This is a genomic window from Paenibacillus cymbidii (assembly GCF_004764705.1).
GTDB classification, from domain to species: Bacteria; Bacillota; Bacilli; order Paenibacillales; family NBRC-103111; genus Paenibacillus_AN; species Paenibacillus_AN cymbidii.
In genome coordinates this window covers 122,874-138,401 of the sequence record NZ_SHLX01000005.1, presented here as the reverse complement: position 1 = coordinate 138,401, position 15,528 = coordinate 122,874, and the positions used below count along the sequence as shown (strand labels likewise).

Annotated in this window: 5 protein-coding genes; all 5 read left to right on the top strand. The window is 58.4% G+C overall.

Features of this window, described 5'->3' with window-relative positions:
- The first annotated feature begins 58 nt into the window (after window positions 1-58).
- The 5 genes from EXY20_RS09155 (at window position 59) to EXY20_RS09135 (ending at window position 15,453) form a co-directional block, all read left to right on the top strand.
- A complete protein-coding gene (locus EXY20_RS09155; RefSeq protein ID WP_135550012.1) occupies window positions 59-457 on the top strand; it encodes a nuclear transport factor 2 family protein in 399 nt (132 codons plus the stop codon).
- 217 nt (window positions 458-674) lie between these two features.
- Window positions 675-5,714 (top strand): fibronectin type III domain-containing protein, encoded by a 5,040-nt coding sequence (locus tag EXY20_RS09150; protein ID WP_167859105.1) that lies wholly within the window; start codon window positions 675-677, stop codon window positions 5,712-5,714.
- A 96-nt stretch (window positions 5,715-5,810) separates the two neighbouring features.
- Window positions 5,811-6,563 carry a creatininase family protein gene (locus EXY20_RS09145; protein ID WP_135550008.1) on the top strand — a complete coding sequence of 251 codons (753 nt, stop codon included), beginning with the start codon at window positions 5,811-5,813 and terminating at the stop codon, window positions 6,561-6,563.
- Between the two features lie 1,199 nt (window positions 6,564-7,762).
- Window positions 7,763-12,832: an AAA family ATPase gene (locus EXY20_RS09140; RefSeq protein ID WP_135550005.1), complete on the top strand. Its 5,070-nt coding sequence runs from the start codon at window positions 7,763-7,765 to the stop codon at window positions 12,830-12,832.
- A 245-nt stretch (window positions 12,833-13,077) separates the two neighbouring features.
- On the top strand, window positions 13,078-15,453 hold the full coding sequence (locus EXY20_RS09135) for a hemoblobin-interacting domain-containing protein (protein ID WP_135550003.1): 2,376 nt from the start codon (window positions 13,078-13,080) through the stop codon (window positions 15,451-15,453).
- Window positions 15,454-15,528 lie beyond the last annotated feature (75 nt).

Sequence of the window (15,528 nt, the reverse complement as noted above, 5' to 3'; positions counted from 1 at the left end):
GATGAATGGACACCATCGCGGAAACTCGGAACCAAAACATGGGGAGGATGGAGGACGAATGAACATGAAGCTGGAAGTAGTCAAAAAGTATTTTTCGCTGATCGAGCAATTCCGTACGGATGAAAGCGAGTACACCGATATTTTGCATGCCGAGGTTGAGCAAACCGAGTACCCGAACTGGCTGACGGCCAAGCTTACGATCAGCGACCGAGCGACTCTTTTTGAGCGCTCGAAAAGCGGCTCCAAGCTTTTGGCATCCCAACGCTACGATATTCAACGATCCTATGAATGCGACGAAACCGTTATCACGGAAGTGTTCTGGACGGCAGTCATTGGAACCGATGTCGGATCGTTCAAAAGCGGGCAGAAGCTTGAAGCCTATTTTTGCTGTGTGTTCGACTTCAAGGACGGCTTGATCTATCGACAACGCAATTACGATTGCTTCGAGCGCTTCTAATTGGTTCCTTCCTTTTCATTGCTGACGTTTAATAAAAATGCCGAATCAAGCCCGCGAAATGCGGGCTTTTGATGTTCTGCGGGATCGCGCTCGACCGAAGCGGGAAGAAAAGATATGAGAGAGCAATCAATCCCGAAATAACGCTATTTACGCAGGAAAAAACTTCCTTCCATAATAAAGGTGCACCACTATTTTAATGATGGAGGAGGAGGAATTAATGAAACGACGGAAAGAATGGGCGATGCTGCTTGTTTGGCTGCTGGTTGCGCTTCCCTTGTTCGGAACGGGACAGGGGATGCCAACTGCACACGCAGCCGGCGGCAAAATCGCGCTGACGACGCTGATGGTCACAAACGAAAGCGGGGTCGGCGACGCAACGAAGCTGGTCGACCAGCAGGACATTGCCGACGATCCGAAAGGGGGCCATGGCGGAACAAACGCGACAGGCCTGGCGACAACCAATCAGTGGAATCCCGGCTACGACAACACCGGCTACCCGCTTTACGCGTACATCGATCTCGGGCAACAGTACGACTTGACCGACATTTATTTGTACGATACGTACGCAGGCGGCGATGTGTCGTTCTACAGCGGCAGTCCGGGCAACTGGTCGGCGACGCCGCTGTTCACCGATCCGCTGTCCGGCTACATGAACTGGAACGGGCACGCGCTGACGAGCGTCGCGACGCGCTACCTCCGCGTAAAGCTGCACGTCCAGGCGGCAGCGATGGCCGAAATCGTGCTGTACGGTTCGCCGGCCAGCGGCGGCGGCGACACAACGGCGCCCGCGCAGGTGACGACGCTTGCGGCAGGAAACCCGACGGCTTCGTCGCTGACGCTGACATGGACGGCGCCGGGCGACGACGGAGCTACTGGTACGGCAACAAGCTACGACATCCGCTACAGCACGAACGTTATTACCGCAGGCAATTGGGCAAGCGCCACGCCGGCGAGCGGCGAACCGGCTCCGGCTGCGGCAGGCACGAGCCAGTCGTTTACGGTGACGGGGCTCGCAGCAAGCACACAGTATTACTTCGCGCTGAAAACGACGGACGAGGCGGGCAACGTCTCCGCGCTGTCCAATGTGCCGAACGGCACGACGTCGGCAAACTCAAGCGGCGGCAAAATCGCGCTGACGACGCCGATGGTAACAAACGAAAGCGGGGTCGGCGACGCCACGAAGCTGGTCGATCAGCAGGACATTGCCGACGATCCGAAGGGCGGCCACGGCGGAACGAACGCAACCGGCCTTGCGACGACCAACCAGTGGAACCCCGGCTACGACAACACCGGCTACCCGCTCTACGCGTACATTGACCTCGGCCAACAGTACGATTTGACCGACATCTACTTGTACGACACGTATGCAAGCGGCGATGTATCGTTCTACAGCGGCAGTCCGGGCAACTGGTCGGCGACGCCGTTGTTCACCGACCCGCTGTCCGGTTACATGAGCTGGAACGGGCACGCGCTGACGAATGTCACGACGCGCTACCTCCGTGTAAAGCTGCACGTCCAGGCGGCGGCGATGGCGGAAATTGTGCTGTACGGCTCGCAGGCCGGCGGCGGCGACACGACGGCGCCCGCGCAGGTGACGACGCTTGCGGCGGGCAGCCCGACGGCTTCGTCGCTGACGTTGACATGGACGGCGCCGGGTGACGACGGCGGCACGGGCACGGCAGCGAGCTACGATATCCGCTACAGCACGGGTGTCATTACCGCAGGCAATTGGGCGAGCGCCACGCCGGCAAGCGGCGAACCGGCCCCGGCTGCGGCAGGCACGAGTCAGTCGTTTACAGTGACGGGGCTCGCCGCAAGCACGCAGTATTACTTCGCGCTGAAAACGGCGGATGAGGCCGGCAACGTCTCCGTGCTGTCGAATGTGCCCAACGGCACCACTTCGGCGGCGGCAGCGAGCGGCAAAATCGCCCTGGCCAAATCGATGGCGACCAGCGAAAACGGGAAAGGCGATGCCGGGAAGCTGATCGACGAGCAGACGCTCGCCGGCGATCCGAAAGCCGGCGGCAGCGGCTCGGGCCTGACGACGAGCGGCCAGTGGGAGCCCGGCTACAACTCATCCGATTACCCGGCCTCCGCATATATCGATCTTCGGCAAGCGTATCACATCACCGATATTTACTTGTATGACACGTATGCCGCCGGCAGCATGACGATTTCGATCGGCAGCCCGGGCAACTGGACGCCGCTGTTCACCGATCCGCTGTCGGGTTATATGACGTGGAGCGGCCATCAGAATTTGAATGCCACCACGCGCTATATCCGCGTCACGATGCAGGTGCAATCGGCCGCAATGGCCGAACTCGTGCTTTACGGCTCGCGGGTCGGCTCCGATACTGTCGTGCCCGGCACCGTGTCGAATCTGGCCGCGGGCGGCGCTACGTCGTCTTCGCTGACGTTGACATGGACGGCGCCGGGCAACGACCTCGACACCGGCACGGCGGCGAGCTACGACATCCGGTACAGCACGTCGCCGATCAATGCCGGCAATTTTGCCGGTGCCACGCAGGCGGCCGGCGAACCGTCGCCGACAGCCGTCGGCACGAGTCAGTCGTTTACCGCGACCGGACTCAGCCCCAACACGAAGTACTATTGGGCGTTGAAAACGGCGGACGAAGCGGGCAACGTATCCGCAATCTCGAACGTGCCGAGCGGCAAAACGGCCGAGCTGCCCGACACGACGGACCCGGGTGCGGTGACCGACTTGGCCGTCGGCGGCGCAACGCCGGCTTCGCTGCTGCTCACCTGGACGGCGCCGGGCGACGACGGCAATACGGGCCGAGCGGCGAGCTACGACATCCGGTACAGCACGTCGCCGATCACGAGCGGCAACTTCGCCGGCGCAACGCCGGCGACCGGAGAGCCGGATCCCGCCGCCGCAGGCGCAAGCGAATCGTTCCTGCTGACCGGCCTTTCTGCCGGCACGACGTACTATTTCGCCTTGAAAACGTCGGATGAAGCCAGCCACGTATCGGCCATTTCCAACTTGCCGCATGGTTCGACCGGCGCGGCGAGCGGCGATACGACCGCTCCGTCCGCCATAACCGACTTGAAGCTCGGCTATGCGTCGTCCGATTCGATCAATCTGAGCTGGACGACAACGGGCGACGACGGCAGCGCCGGCACGGCAACGGCATACGATATTCGCTACAGCACGTCGCAGATCAATAGCGGAAACTTCGCCAGCGCGACCCAGGTGAGCCGTGCGCCCGGGCCGTATACTTCCCATTACGGGCAAGCCAAAAACGTCACCGGGCTCAAGCCGAACACGACGTATTACTTCGCCGTCAAGGCGATGGACGACGCGGGCCGGCTATCCGCCTTGTCGAACGTGGCTTCGGCCACAACCGGCTTCGACCAGGACGGGTCCAAAATCATTCTCGACCCGACGATGACATTCAACGAAATCGCCTACGGCGATCCGGCCAAGCTCGTCGACGAGCAGGCGGCTGCCGGCGATCCGAAGAACGGCTCCGGCGGTTCGCCGTCGACGGACTATTTTGTCGGCGACCATCCGACGTACTACCCGGGCAGTGTCGTGATCGATTTAGGCGCCGATTACCACCTCACGGACATCTATATGTACGACACGTATGCGTCCGGCAACGTGAAGATTTCGTACGGCACTCCCGGCAATTGGCAGACGCTGTTTACGGACCCGCTCAGCGGCTATTTCACCTGGACCGCCCGGACCGTCGATGCGACGACCCGTTACCTGCGTTACCAGGAGATTATCAACACTTCATTGCCCGAAATCGTCGTCTACGGCACGAGACTCGGCGCCATGCAGCCGCCGTCGCCGCCGCAGCCGACGATCCCGAATCCGGGGGCGGCCACGCCGATGGATCAGTTTATCGGCATGAACGCTTTTATCGACGATCCGATCGACAAAATGCAGGCGGCCGGCTTCATCCGCGAATACCATACCTGGGGGTGGGACACGTATAACGATATCGGGCACGCTTACCCGAACAACCTGAACAAGTTTAATCCGAGCTTCGGCGGCGTGCCTGGCTGGAATTTCGACAAGTACTACCAGGACTTGAAAAACGCCGGTTTGTTCGTTTTCCCGACGATCCAGCAAAGCGTCAAATGGCTGACGCCGGACGACAACCACCACAAACCGCTGCCTGCCGGCGCGAATCCGGAGACCCCGGCTTCTTATATCGCGCATGCGGATCATATGTTCCAATATGCCGCCCGTTACGGCAGCACGGCCGTCGCAGACAACAAGCTGAAGTTGGAAACCGACCAGCCGCGCAGCACCGGATTAAACACGCTGAACTACTACGAAAACTGGAACGAACAAAACGCGACTTGGCCGGATGACGCCACCTACTTTACGCCTTACCAGTATGCCGCGATGAGCAGCGCCGATTACGACGGCCACCTGGGGACGATGCCGAACACCGTCGGGCTCAAAAACGCCGATCCGAACGCCAAACTCGTGATGGCCGGAACCGCCGGCCTGCAGCCGGAATATTTGAAAGCGATGAAATATTGGGCCGACTGGAACCGGGGCGGCAGCTTCCCGGCCGACGTCATCAACTTCCACTTGTGCGCTTGCACCGGCACGAGCGGAGGGATCGGTCCGGAAGCGTTCAATACCAAGCAGCAGGTGGAAGATCTGGTCCGCTACCGCAATACGTATTTGCCGGGCAAAGAAATCTGGATCACGGAATTCGGCTACGATACGCATCCGTACTCCGTGCAAGCCGCTCCCGCGATCGGTCCGAACGACAACCAGGAAGTGCAAGGGCAATGGTTGGTGCGCACGTATCTGGCACTTGCGGCAGCCGGCGTCGACCGGGCGGCCATGTACATGCTGCGGGATGTATACGAAACGCCGAGTCCGGAGTTCTGGGCTACCAGCGGGTTGACGACTTCGAAGGAAGACGGCTGGGTGCCGAAAAAATCGTGGTACTACGTCTACACGCTGAAAAACGCGCTCGCCGGTTTGCACTATGTCGATGAGCAGCCTTCCGGCAACGCAAACGTCTGGATTTACCGGTTTGCCGACAACACCGGCACGATTCGCGCTTATGCCTTGTGGAGTCCGACAACGAACAACACAACCGTCGGCAACTACCAGCTGTCGCTTGCCGGCAGCCCGTCGTCGGCTACGCTTGTGACGATGCAAACCGGTTCGACGACGGGAGTGTCCTCGAGTTTGACGATTGCCGGCGGCAAAGTCGGCGTCAATGTCAGCGAACGGCCTGTATTTGTCAAAGTGAATTAACGTCCGGCGAACGAAGCGGGAACCGCTGCAAAAGGAAAACCGGGGCTGTCCCGAACGGGGCGGCCCCCTCCACAAAAGAATAAAGGGGAAGCAGCCATGTTAAAGCGTTACGAGCAAGTCAGCTACGACTATTTGCGGCCGCAGCAGGTGAAGGATATTCAGGCCCGTTGTCCGATCGCCTACATCACCGCCGGCGCCATGGAGTGGCACGGTGTGCACAATCCGCTCGGGGTGGACGGGTTCAAGGCCCACGCCGTCTGCTGCGAAGCCGCTTTGAAATATGGCGGCGTCGTGCTGCCTCCTTTTTATCAAGGCCTGCTCGGGTTCGTTAACTGGGGACCGCGCAATTGGGAAGGGTACACGCTGAGCTTCAATGAAGAGGGCATGTTCGAGGCAGCGATGACGGGAATCGCGCGGGCGCTCGCATTCAGCGGGTGGAAGGTGATCGTCGGCGTGACGGGGCACAACGTGGACAGACAGCGCGACATTATGCAGACGGCGATAGAAAGCGCTACAGACGGTGTTGCGTCGACGGGGTTTGCCTTGTTCGAGGGCGACTTGCTCGAGCCTTCGCCCGATTTGCCTTACCGCATGGACCACGCCGGGGCATGGGAAACGTCGTGCATGCTGTACACGAATCCGGGTCTCGTCGATCTGGAGGCGCTCCGCGCCGGCGGCTTCGATATCGCCAGCGACCAGCTTGAGATGATGGGGGCGGAAGGAATCGGCGGCAAAAATCCATATTTGTACGCCTCCGCCGATCTGGGCGAAAAAATCGTCACTCGCACGGCGGACGCGATCGGCCGGAAGGCGCAGGAAACGCTGCAACGCCTGGCGAACCGAAAGTGACGTATCGCGGAAGTCGAGGAACTGTGGGAAACGGCGGAAGGACGAAGCATTCGCAGCGATAATATTCCATCGGCTCGTCGCTTCCGCCGGTCACTCGTTGTCGCCGGCGTAGGACGGAATCGCTTCTTCTGATATGTCCAGGTAGGAGGATTCGTCGTCGATGCCATTGATGACGTCGTCGAGCACTTTTTGCTGCGGCTTCAATCCCCAGTATGAGTACAGAATGTTGCCCCCATATTGCGATCCCGATAAATCATACGGCGCCTGCGTTGTTGTTGCCCGTTTGGCAGGCGCTGACCAGCAGCGACAAACAAAGCGTGACCAATGCGGTCATTGAAGCTTTCGGATAGGTGTTCACAGTCAGTTGTTCCTCTCCCTCGATGTGATAATGATTTTCATTCGTATTTAGCACTGCCGCCGGCCACAAACAGCAGCAGGTCCGCAGGAAGGCGATAAGCGAGCAGATCCTACCCCTCCCACAGCACTTGATGACGGATATCCAATATACTTACTGCCGCTTGATTCCACAGCAGCATCTGCTCGTCCAAGTTCAATGCCCACACCCTGCATAGCCGTTTTGCCAAACGAGAGTAATTGTAAACGATAATCATTCTCAATTAAAATTGCCGGCTTCGAAAATCGCGGGCGTGAGGGAATTGGCCGGTCCGGCAGCCACTCCGGTGCGTTGTAGGATGGGCCGTTCTTTTACGAGTTGACGAGAAAGTTCAAATTGGCCATAAAATATGGCTTATTTGCCCGATTTCGCTCGTCTCATCGAAAATAGCCAGTGAAAACGCTGGTTATTTCGGTCAAATGGCCTTCAATCCGGGCAGTGGGACGCGAATAGCCAGTGAAAACACTGGTTATTTCGTGAGGACTACCCAATTTTGACGAAATAGGCCATGAAAAGTGGCTTATTTTGCAGCTGGCAAGCGGAAAAGCGAGGAGAGCAGTGGGAGGACGAGTGGAAGAGAAGCGGATTGGCAAGTGAAGGCAGGAAGAGCGGTGGGGATTGTCGAAACTATTCAACAGTTGCAGATTGCGGGTGCGGCCCATGCGCAGATACGAGGACAAGCAGCGAAACAGGCAATGTGGGCTCTGGCGATTGGTTTCCAACTTGATGTTATACCAAATGAATCGTTCACCGGCAATCGAAAGCCGGTTTGGAGAGACAATTGCGAGGAAGGGAATCGTGCGGAATGGAATGGCCGGGTTATGAGCTTGTCGAATTGGTCGAAACGAGCGACGAAACCGAAATGTATCGACTGCGACGGTTGAGCGACGGTACGGTCGTCATGGGCTTCACGACGCGGGAGCGGGATCCGGGCGCGGAAGCGCTGGCTGCTTACCGGCGTTCTTTCGAGACGCTGCGGCTGCTGGATGGGGAAGGAGCGCCAAAGCCGGTCGCCCTGCAAGCAGGCGGCAACCGCCCGCTGCTGCTCGTACAGGACTTCGGCGGCGTGCCAGCAACGCAGCTGATTTCGCCGGATGCGGCGCCAACGGAGTTTTCCGACCGTTCTCTTCAGCAGTTGACACGCCTGTTGTCCATTGCGGTTAACAGTGTACACAGCCTCTCGCGCATTCATATCCGGCGGGTCGTGCATAACGCGGTGACTCCCTGTCACCTTCTGATTAATCCAGAAACACTGGAGGTCAAGTTCGTCGGATTCGAACGATCGCTGCACCCGTCGTTGCTGTCCCGATCCGGCGCAGACTCCCGGACGGAGAAGCTGCTTCCCTATATCGCGCCGGAGCAGTCCGGCCGGCTTAACGCTTCCCCGGATTATCGTTCGGATCTGTACGGCTTCGGAGTCATGCTGTACGAATGGCTGACCGGACATCCGCCGTTTCAGGCGAAGCTGGCGATGGAACTCATATATGCTCATATCGCCGGCGTGGCGGTTCCCGCTGCCGAACGCAACGTCTATTTGCCAATAGAACTTTCCGATATCGTTCGTAAATGTATGGAGAAAGCGCCCGAGGAGCGGTACGGGAGCGCAGCAGGCATTGAAGCCGATCTGCAGCATTGTTTGGATCAACTGCGGCAAACGGGCGCCATCGTCCCGTTCGAGCTGGCGAAGGGGGATCGGCCGGAGTCGTCATGGCGTATAGCAGACGGCATCTACGGCAGGGAGACGGAACGGGAACAACTCGCCGGCAGTTTGGAGCGCGTTGCTTACGGACGATCCGAGCTCGTGCTGGTAGGCGGTTCGCCGGGGATCGGCAAAACGGCGTTCGTTCGCGACGTGCTTCGTCGGCGCGGCGATTCCGGTTACGTCATCTCCGGCGAGTTCGATCCTCCTCCGGCCGATCTTCCTTATGCCGCATGGAGAGAGGCTTTCGAGGAGCTTGTCAATCGGCTGTTGACCAGCGAAACCCGGCAAGCCGACCAATGGCAGCTGCGAATCCGCGAATCGATCGGCGATTACGGGCAACTGCTGGTCAGATGGGTGCCCAAGCTGGAGCTGTTGATCGGACCTCAGCCGGGCATACGCGCGTTGCCGCCCATGGAGGAGAAAAGCCGCTTCCACCACGCGCTGGGCTTGTTTCTGCGCCTGTGCGCCAGTCCGCTGCAGCCTGTCATCGTGTTTCTGGACGATTTGCAATGGGCGGATGAAGCCTCGTTGCAACTGATCGATCATCTGATTCAGAATGCGCAGCTTGCGAATCTGCTGATCGTCGGCACATTTCGCGACGGGGAGTCGCCGGATTCCGCCTGGCAGCGCTGGCTGGACAAAGACGACTCCCCGTACGCCCGCGCCAATCGGTTGACGTTGTCCCCGCTGCGCAAGGAGGACGTCCTGTCGCTGCTCGGCGATACACTGCAAACGCAGGCGGAGCGATTGACGGAACTGACGCCTGTTATCATAAGCAGGACCGGCGGCAATCCGTTTATCATCCGGCAATGGCTGCAGCATGCGTTCGAACGCGGCTGGTTTTTCTTCAAGGACTCGACTGGTGCCTGGGAATGGGATTTGCCGCGGCTGGCGGCGACGGAAGACTGGGACTCGCCGCAAGTCGAGCCTTTGTCCAACAATCTGGAACGGTTATCCGGAGCCGCACGCGACGTATTGGCCTGGGCCTCGCTGCTGGGGCGTCAATTCCGTTTGTCGGCGCTTCTTGAATTGATTGGACAAACCGCTGACGAAACAACCCGGGCGCTGTGCGAAGCCGCCGAACACGGCTGGGTGCATTCGCTTGGGCTTACGGAAACGGGGGACAGCTTGTTCACTTTTGCCCACGACCGAATACGTCAGGAATGTCAGGCTTTCGTACCTTTGGAAGAGGAGCCGGCACGGCATTACACGATCGGCGCGATGTGGAGAAGATTGCTTCGCGAGCATCCGTCTGACGAAACGATTCTGTTTCAAGCAGCCAACCATCTGAATCAGGCGACCCGATTGATGGCCGATTCGACCGAACTGCTGGAGCTGGCCGAAATGAACTACCGAGCCGGCATACGGGCCGCGGCAACGACGGCCTACGAACAGGCGCTCGGCTACTATCGCCGGGCCGACAAGCTGCTGGCCGGCCAGCCGTGGAACGACCTGGTGCGCGATGTGGCGAAGCAGCGGGCCATCTGCGAATACTTGTGCGGCAACCAGGCGGAAGCGGGCCGGCTGTTTGAGGATTTTCTTCGACAGGCTCGATCGGATCTGGAGCGGGCGGACATGTACGTGCTCATGATTCAGCTGGAATCGAACCATAATCGTTTCGGCAGAGCGGTGGAGCTGGCCAATCGGGCGCTGGCCATGCTCGGCATGGCGCCGCTTGGCAAACGAAAATCATGGTCGCTGGCCGCACAATGGCTGCGCGTAAGCTGGAAGACAAGAGGCTCCCGCAAGGCCATATTGAAGCAGCTTCCGGATATGACCGACGCGCGGGCGCTGGCAGCGATGACCGTACTGACCCATGCGGGCAACGCGTATCTGATTCATGACAAATCGGAGTGGGCTTCCTCCATCTTGACGATGGTGGAGCTTACGTTCCGTTTCGGCATTGCTCCCGAATCGTCCGTCGGCTGCGCGGGCATGGCGCTGATGCTAACTTACGGATTTCAGAAGTACCAGGAAGCCTATGAATGGCTGAAAATCAGCCTCGACATGGCCAACGATGAACCGGCGATCCGGACGATAACGATCAATACGATTCTAATATGTTATAACAGCTGGGGCAGGTATGATATTGGGCTGTTCGACGAATTGGTTCGCCATGCCGATCGCGCGCGATTCGAATCGGACAGCTTGTGGCATGCCGATCAGAACGTCATTCTGACCGGCGTGATGATGATTTATTTTGGAAAGCCGCTTGCCGAAGTTTACGAGCTTCTGCGTCGCAACGCACACAGCATCAGCAAAAGCCATAATGCCCTGCAACTGAAGCTCAGCGTCGTACTGGCAGTCATTGTGCAGAAATTGACGGGTCACGTCTCGACCGGTTTGTTCCACGGGGTCGATATTCTCGATCCGTCCTTTATTCGCAATGCGGAAGGAAACGAGGATGACAGTCTTCGTGAAGGGGTGTTGCTCTACGGATATTTTACCGCGTATTTTGCCGGGGAATTTCCGCTGGCTTACGACTGTATCGTCAAGCTGGAAACCTTGTTCGCGAAGCGCCAGCCGAACGAGGTGGATTATTCGGCCCAAAGCTACTACTCCGTACTGATTGGCGCCGAAATGCACGCGATCATCGAGCCGTCGCAGAAAAAGTCGCTTGAAGAGTGGGCGGAAAAGCAGTTGAAACGGCTGAAGCAATACGCCGACCGTTGCCCGGAGCTCTACGCGCCCAACTATGGGATCGCTTCGGCATCCGTTGCCCGGATGAAAGGCCAATTCGAGCGAGCGGCGAAGCTGTACGAGCGCGCTTGCGAGCAAGCCCGTGCCATGGGGTTATTCCACAATTTGGGCATTGGCTCCGAATGTGCGGCCAAGATGTTTCTCGAGCAAGGCAAGCTCCATTTGGCCAAAGCTTACATGACGCAGGCTTATCAAGCCTTCTCGCAATGGGGAGCGACGAACAAGGCGGGACGGCTGCTCGAGCAGTATCGCCAACTGATCCTGACAGCCGATGCCAACTCCGTCAAAGCGATCGACTACCGCTCCGTCATGGACGCCGTTCAGGCGATTTCGGAGGAAATGCGGCTCGACCGGTTGTTGCAGCGGCTGATGCAAATTTTGATGAGCAATGCCGGCGCGGAACGGGGCATTCTGGTGCTGGAGAAGGAAGGCCGCCTGTATATCGAGGCCCGCGCCGTCCGTCAGGAGGTCAGCTTGACGCGTTTGCCGCTCGAGGAGGCGTCGGACGTGCCGCTGGCGATGATCGAATACGCGGCGCGTACCGGCGAAGACATCGTGCTCGATTATGCCAGCAAGGAAGGGCTGTTCGCCGGGAACGCTTATGTGCGGCAGCGGCAGTTGAAGTCGGCGCTTTGTTTGCCGATCGCGAAGAGCGGCCGGTTGATCGGCGTCCTGTACATGGAGAACAATTTGGCAGCCGGCGTGTTTACGCCCGAGCGGATCGACGTGCTCAAGCTGCTTTGCTCGCAGTGCGCCATTTCCATCGAGAACGCCCATTTGTATGCAAATGTCGAGCGAATGAAGGAGTCGCTGGAGGAGCAGGTGGAGGCGCGGACCCGTTCGCTCGAAGCGGCCATGAAAGAGACGGCGGCGGCGTTGACGGAAGCTTCCGTGCAGTCGGACCGCAACCGGATCGCGGCGGATGTGCACGATATTATGGGGCACACGATCACGTCGTCGCTGCTGCAAATCGAAGCGGCGCGGCTCCGTTTGCACAAGGACAAAGAGGATGCGGAGAGCCGGCTGCAGAGCGTACAGGATTTGCTCAAGGCGGGCCTCGGTGAAGTGCGCGATTCGATCCATTTGCTTAAAACAGGCGACAACGTGCGTCCGCAGGAGGAATGGAAACGACTGATTGCGGAAATGACGGAACAAACCGGCATTTCGGTAGATGCCGACATTGGAGTGCTTTCCGATTGGAGCGCCAATCGTTGGCATGTCCTCCGGCATGCGCTGCGCGAAGGCATTACGAACGGCATTCGCCACGGAGGAGCGGATCGATTCTTGTTTTCGCTGCACGAAACGGAGGGGGTGTTGCGCTTCCGGCTGGCCGACAATGGCGCGGGCAGCGCCGCGATCGTGCCGGGCTTCGGTCTGACGGCCATGAGGGAGCGTGTGGAAGCGCTTGGCGGGAGTTTGACCGTGCAATCGAAACAGGGGCAAGGCTGCCGATTGATCATCGAATTGCCGTAGATAGGCATAAAGCACTAACGCCACGTTATTGAACGCGGCGTTTTTTGCTTATTCTCCAAATTATGGTCCTTTTGAATCAAAAAAATCGTTTGTCATATGACAAACAATGACAAAGGTCACTATTTGCCTGTTATGACGACTCCGATATTAGAGTTGAAAACGCCGAAAGAGAGGAGGACGAAGCGACCGGGCGTACAACCTGCAACAATCTTCCTTCAATCCAAGAGAGAAAGAGAGTGCGCGAGATGACTGTAAAATCAAAACGTATCATTTCAATTATTTTGACGCTTGTGCTGGTCGCGATGCTGGTACCGGTGGCATTTGCGGCTTCGTCGGGTTCTTCGTGGAGCACTGTAGCGAATGACGCCACCGGCGATATTACCGGAATTGCGTCCGGCTCGAATCGATTCGTAGCCATTACGTCCGACGGCAAGAAAATGCTTTCCAATCTCGGCGACGACTGGACATCTTCAGCTGTTGGTTCTACTGACTTGTATTTTGACGCCATCGCGTACACAGGAAGTCGATATGTTATTTTCGGCACAACCTATGTGGACGATGCTCCTTCCGCTAGCGGCGTATGGACGTCATCCAACGGGCAGACAACCTTTACTGCGAAAAGCTTGGCCGGTACGGATCTGGCGGCAGACCCGACGTTATTTATAAACGCCGTTGCCGCCAATGGTTCTTATGTTGCCGCCGTTGGAAGTATGGGGTTAATTATTTATTCGAGCGATGGCGGGGATACCTGGGCAGCGCCAACCAGCTCCTTGCCTGCAACCGGCAGCATCGACATGAGCGGCATTGCCTTCGGCAGCGGCAAGTTCGTCGCAGTCGGCAGCAGCGGGAAAATTGTCACTTCCGATGATAATGGCGCAAACTGGACGTCCCGAACGAGCGGTACCAGCGAGAGTCTTTATGGGGTTACCTACGGCAGCGGCATATTCGTTGCGACGGGCTCTTCCGGTACGATTCTTACCTCGACCGACGGGATCACCTGGGTATCCCGCACGAGCGGCGTAACCAAAGGCTTGATTGATGTCGCTTCCGGCAATGCCGGCTTTGTTGCTGTCGGCCAAACCGGCACGATCCTGACATCGGCCAACGGAATCGACTGGCTGGATCGCAGCAATCCCGCCATGACCAAGGACCTTTATCACGTTGCCTTCTATGCCGGCGCCTCCAACATCAAATCGTTCGTGGCAACAGGCGAGGATCACACCATTATTCGCTCCGACATCGGTGTCATTTATAACGGCAACGGCAATACCGGCGGCAGCGTGCCGTTGGATTTTACCGTATATACATATGGAGGAGATCCCGCTACGATCTTGGGCAACACGGGCAACCTGGTGAAAACCGGTTATACTTTCGCCGGCTGGAACACGAAAGCCGACGGCACCGGCACCGATTATGCCGCAGCTGCATCGCTGACAATCGGTTCCGATGATACGATTCTGTACGCCAAATGGACCGCGAACCAAGGCGGCGGCGACAATGGCGGCGGCGACAACGGCAACAGCGGCGAAGTTGCCGGCGTTTCGCTGGACGCAACGAAATATTCGCTGCCGGTAGGCGGTACGCATACGACAGTGCTGCGGACAAACGCATCCGACAACAGCTCGGCTGCTCTTTCGTCTGGCGTGACTTTCGAATCGTCGAACACGGCGGTCGCAACGGTCAATGCTTCGACTGGCGTCGTTACGGCCGTAGCCAAAGGCACGGTGACGATCAGCACGTATTACAGCAACGACGGTACGGACTACCGGCGCTTCGCGACGGTAACGGTCGATCCGAAGGCGCCGTCCTACGTGGAAGCCAGCGACAAAAAAGCCGGCGGAATCTACTTGAGCGTGCTGGATCCAAGCGGCGCGGCGGTGAAGGGCGCTACGGTGAAAATTGCCTCCGGCAGCAAAGTGTATCCGCTCGTGACAACGGACGACAACGGCCGCGTGCTGAAATACGTGCCGGCAGGCACGTACAGCGTAACGGTGTACGCGCCAAACGGCACGACGTTGAAAAACTACACGACCAAATCGCTGAAGGTAGTGGCCGGCCAGCGCAGCGAGCCGTTTGCGAAGCAGCAGCTTGCGACCGGTGCGGTGTCGTTTGAGACGACCGCAATCGCTTCGGCCGACAAAACGATTACCGGCACGGCGCCAACCGGCACGGTCGTTACCGCCCGCGTCGGAGCGGCGACCATCGGCACGGCGAAGGCGGATAAAACCGGCAAGTTTACGATCAAGCTGAAGACGGCGCAGCCGGGCAAAACGGTGACGGTGACGGCGGTCGATACGGAAGAGAACGAAAAAACGGTGGCCCTTTCGGTGGCGAAGGCGCCGGCAGTGACCTTGACGGCGGCAACGAAAAACAATGACGCGAACCACGACATCGCGATCACGTTCAAGGACACAATCGGTTTGCTGCCAACAACGGTAACGGCTGTCACGTACAACGGCACTCCGCTTGTGAAAGACACCGCGTACACGATCGCCAAAGGCAAGCTGACGATCAAGAAGGGCACGTTCAGCACGCCGGGGTCGTACCCGCTCGTGGTGAAATCGAGCGCCTATGAGGATGCGTCGGTGACGCAAACCATCGTGGAGAGCACCAAGAAATAAACAAACTGGAAGCGGGACTAAGCGGTTTTTCGGCTTGGTTCCGTTTCCGTTTCGCTTACCAAGCAGGGGAGTGAC

Coding starts and splice junctions, on each gene's coding strand:
- EXY20_RS09135 (WP_135550003.1), top strand. CDS start 13,078: ATGACTGTAAAATCAAAACGTATCATTTCAATTATTTTGACGCTTGTG.
- EXY20_RS09150 (WP_167859105.1), top strand. CDS start 675: ATGAAACGACGGAAAGAATGGGCGATGCTGCTTGTTTGGCTGCTGGTT.
- EXY20_RS09145 (WP_135550008.1), top strand. CDS start 5,811: ATGTTAAAGCGTTACGAGCAAGTCAGCTACGACTATTTGCGGCCGCAG.
- EXY20_RS09140 (WP_135550005.1), top strand. CDS start 7,763: ATGGAATGGCCGGGTTATGAGCTTGTCGAATTGGTCGAAACGAGCGAC.
- EXY20_RS09155 (WP_135550012.1), top strand. CDS start 59: ATGAACATGAAGCTGGAAGTAGTCAAAAAGTATTTTTCGCTGATCGAG.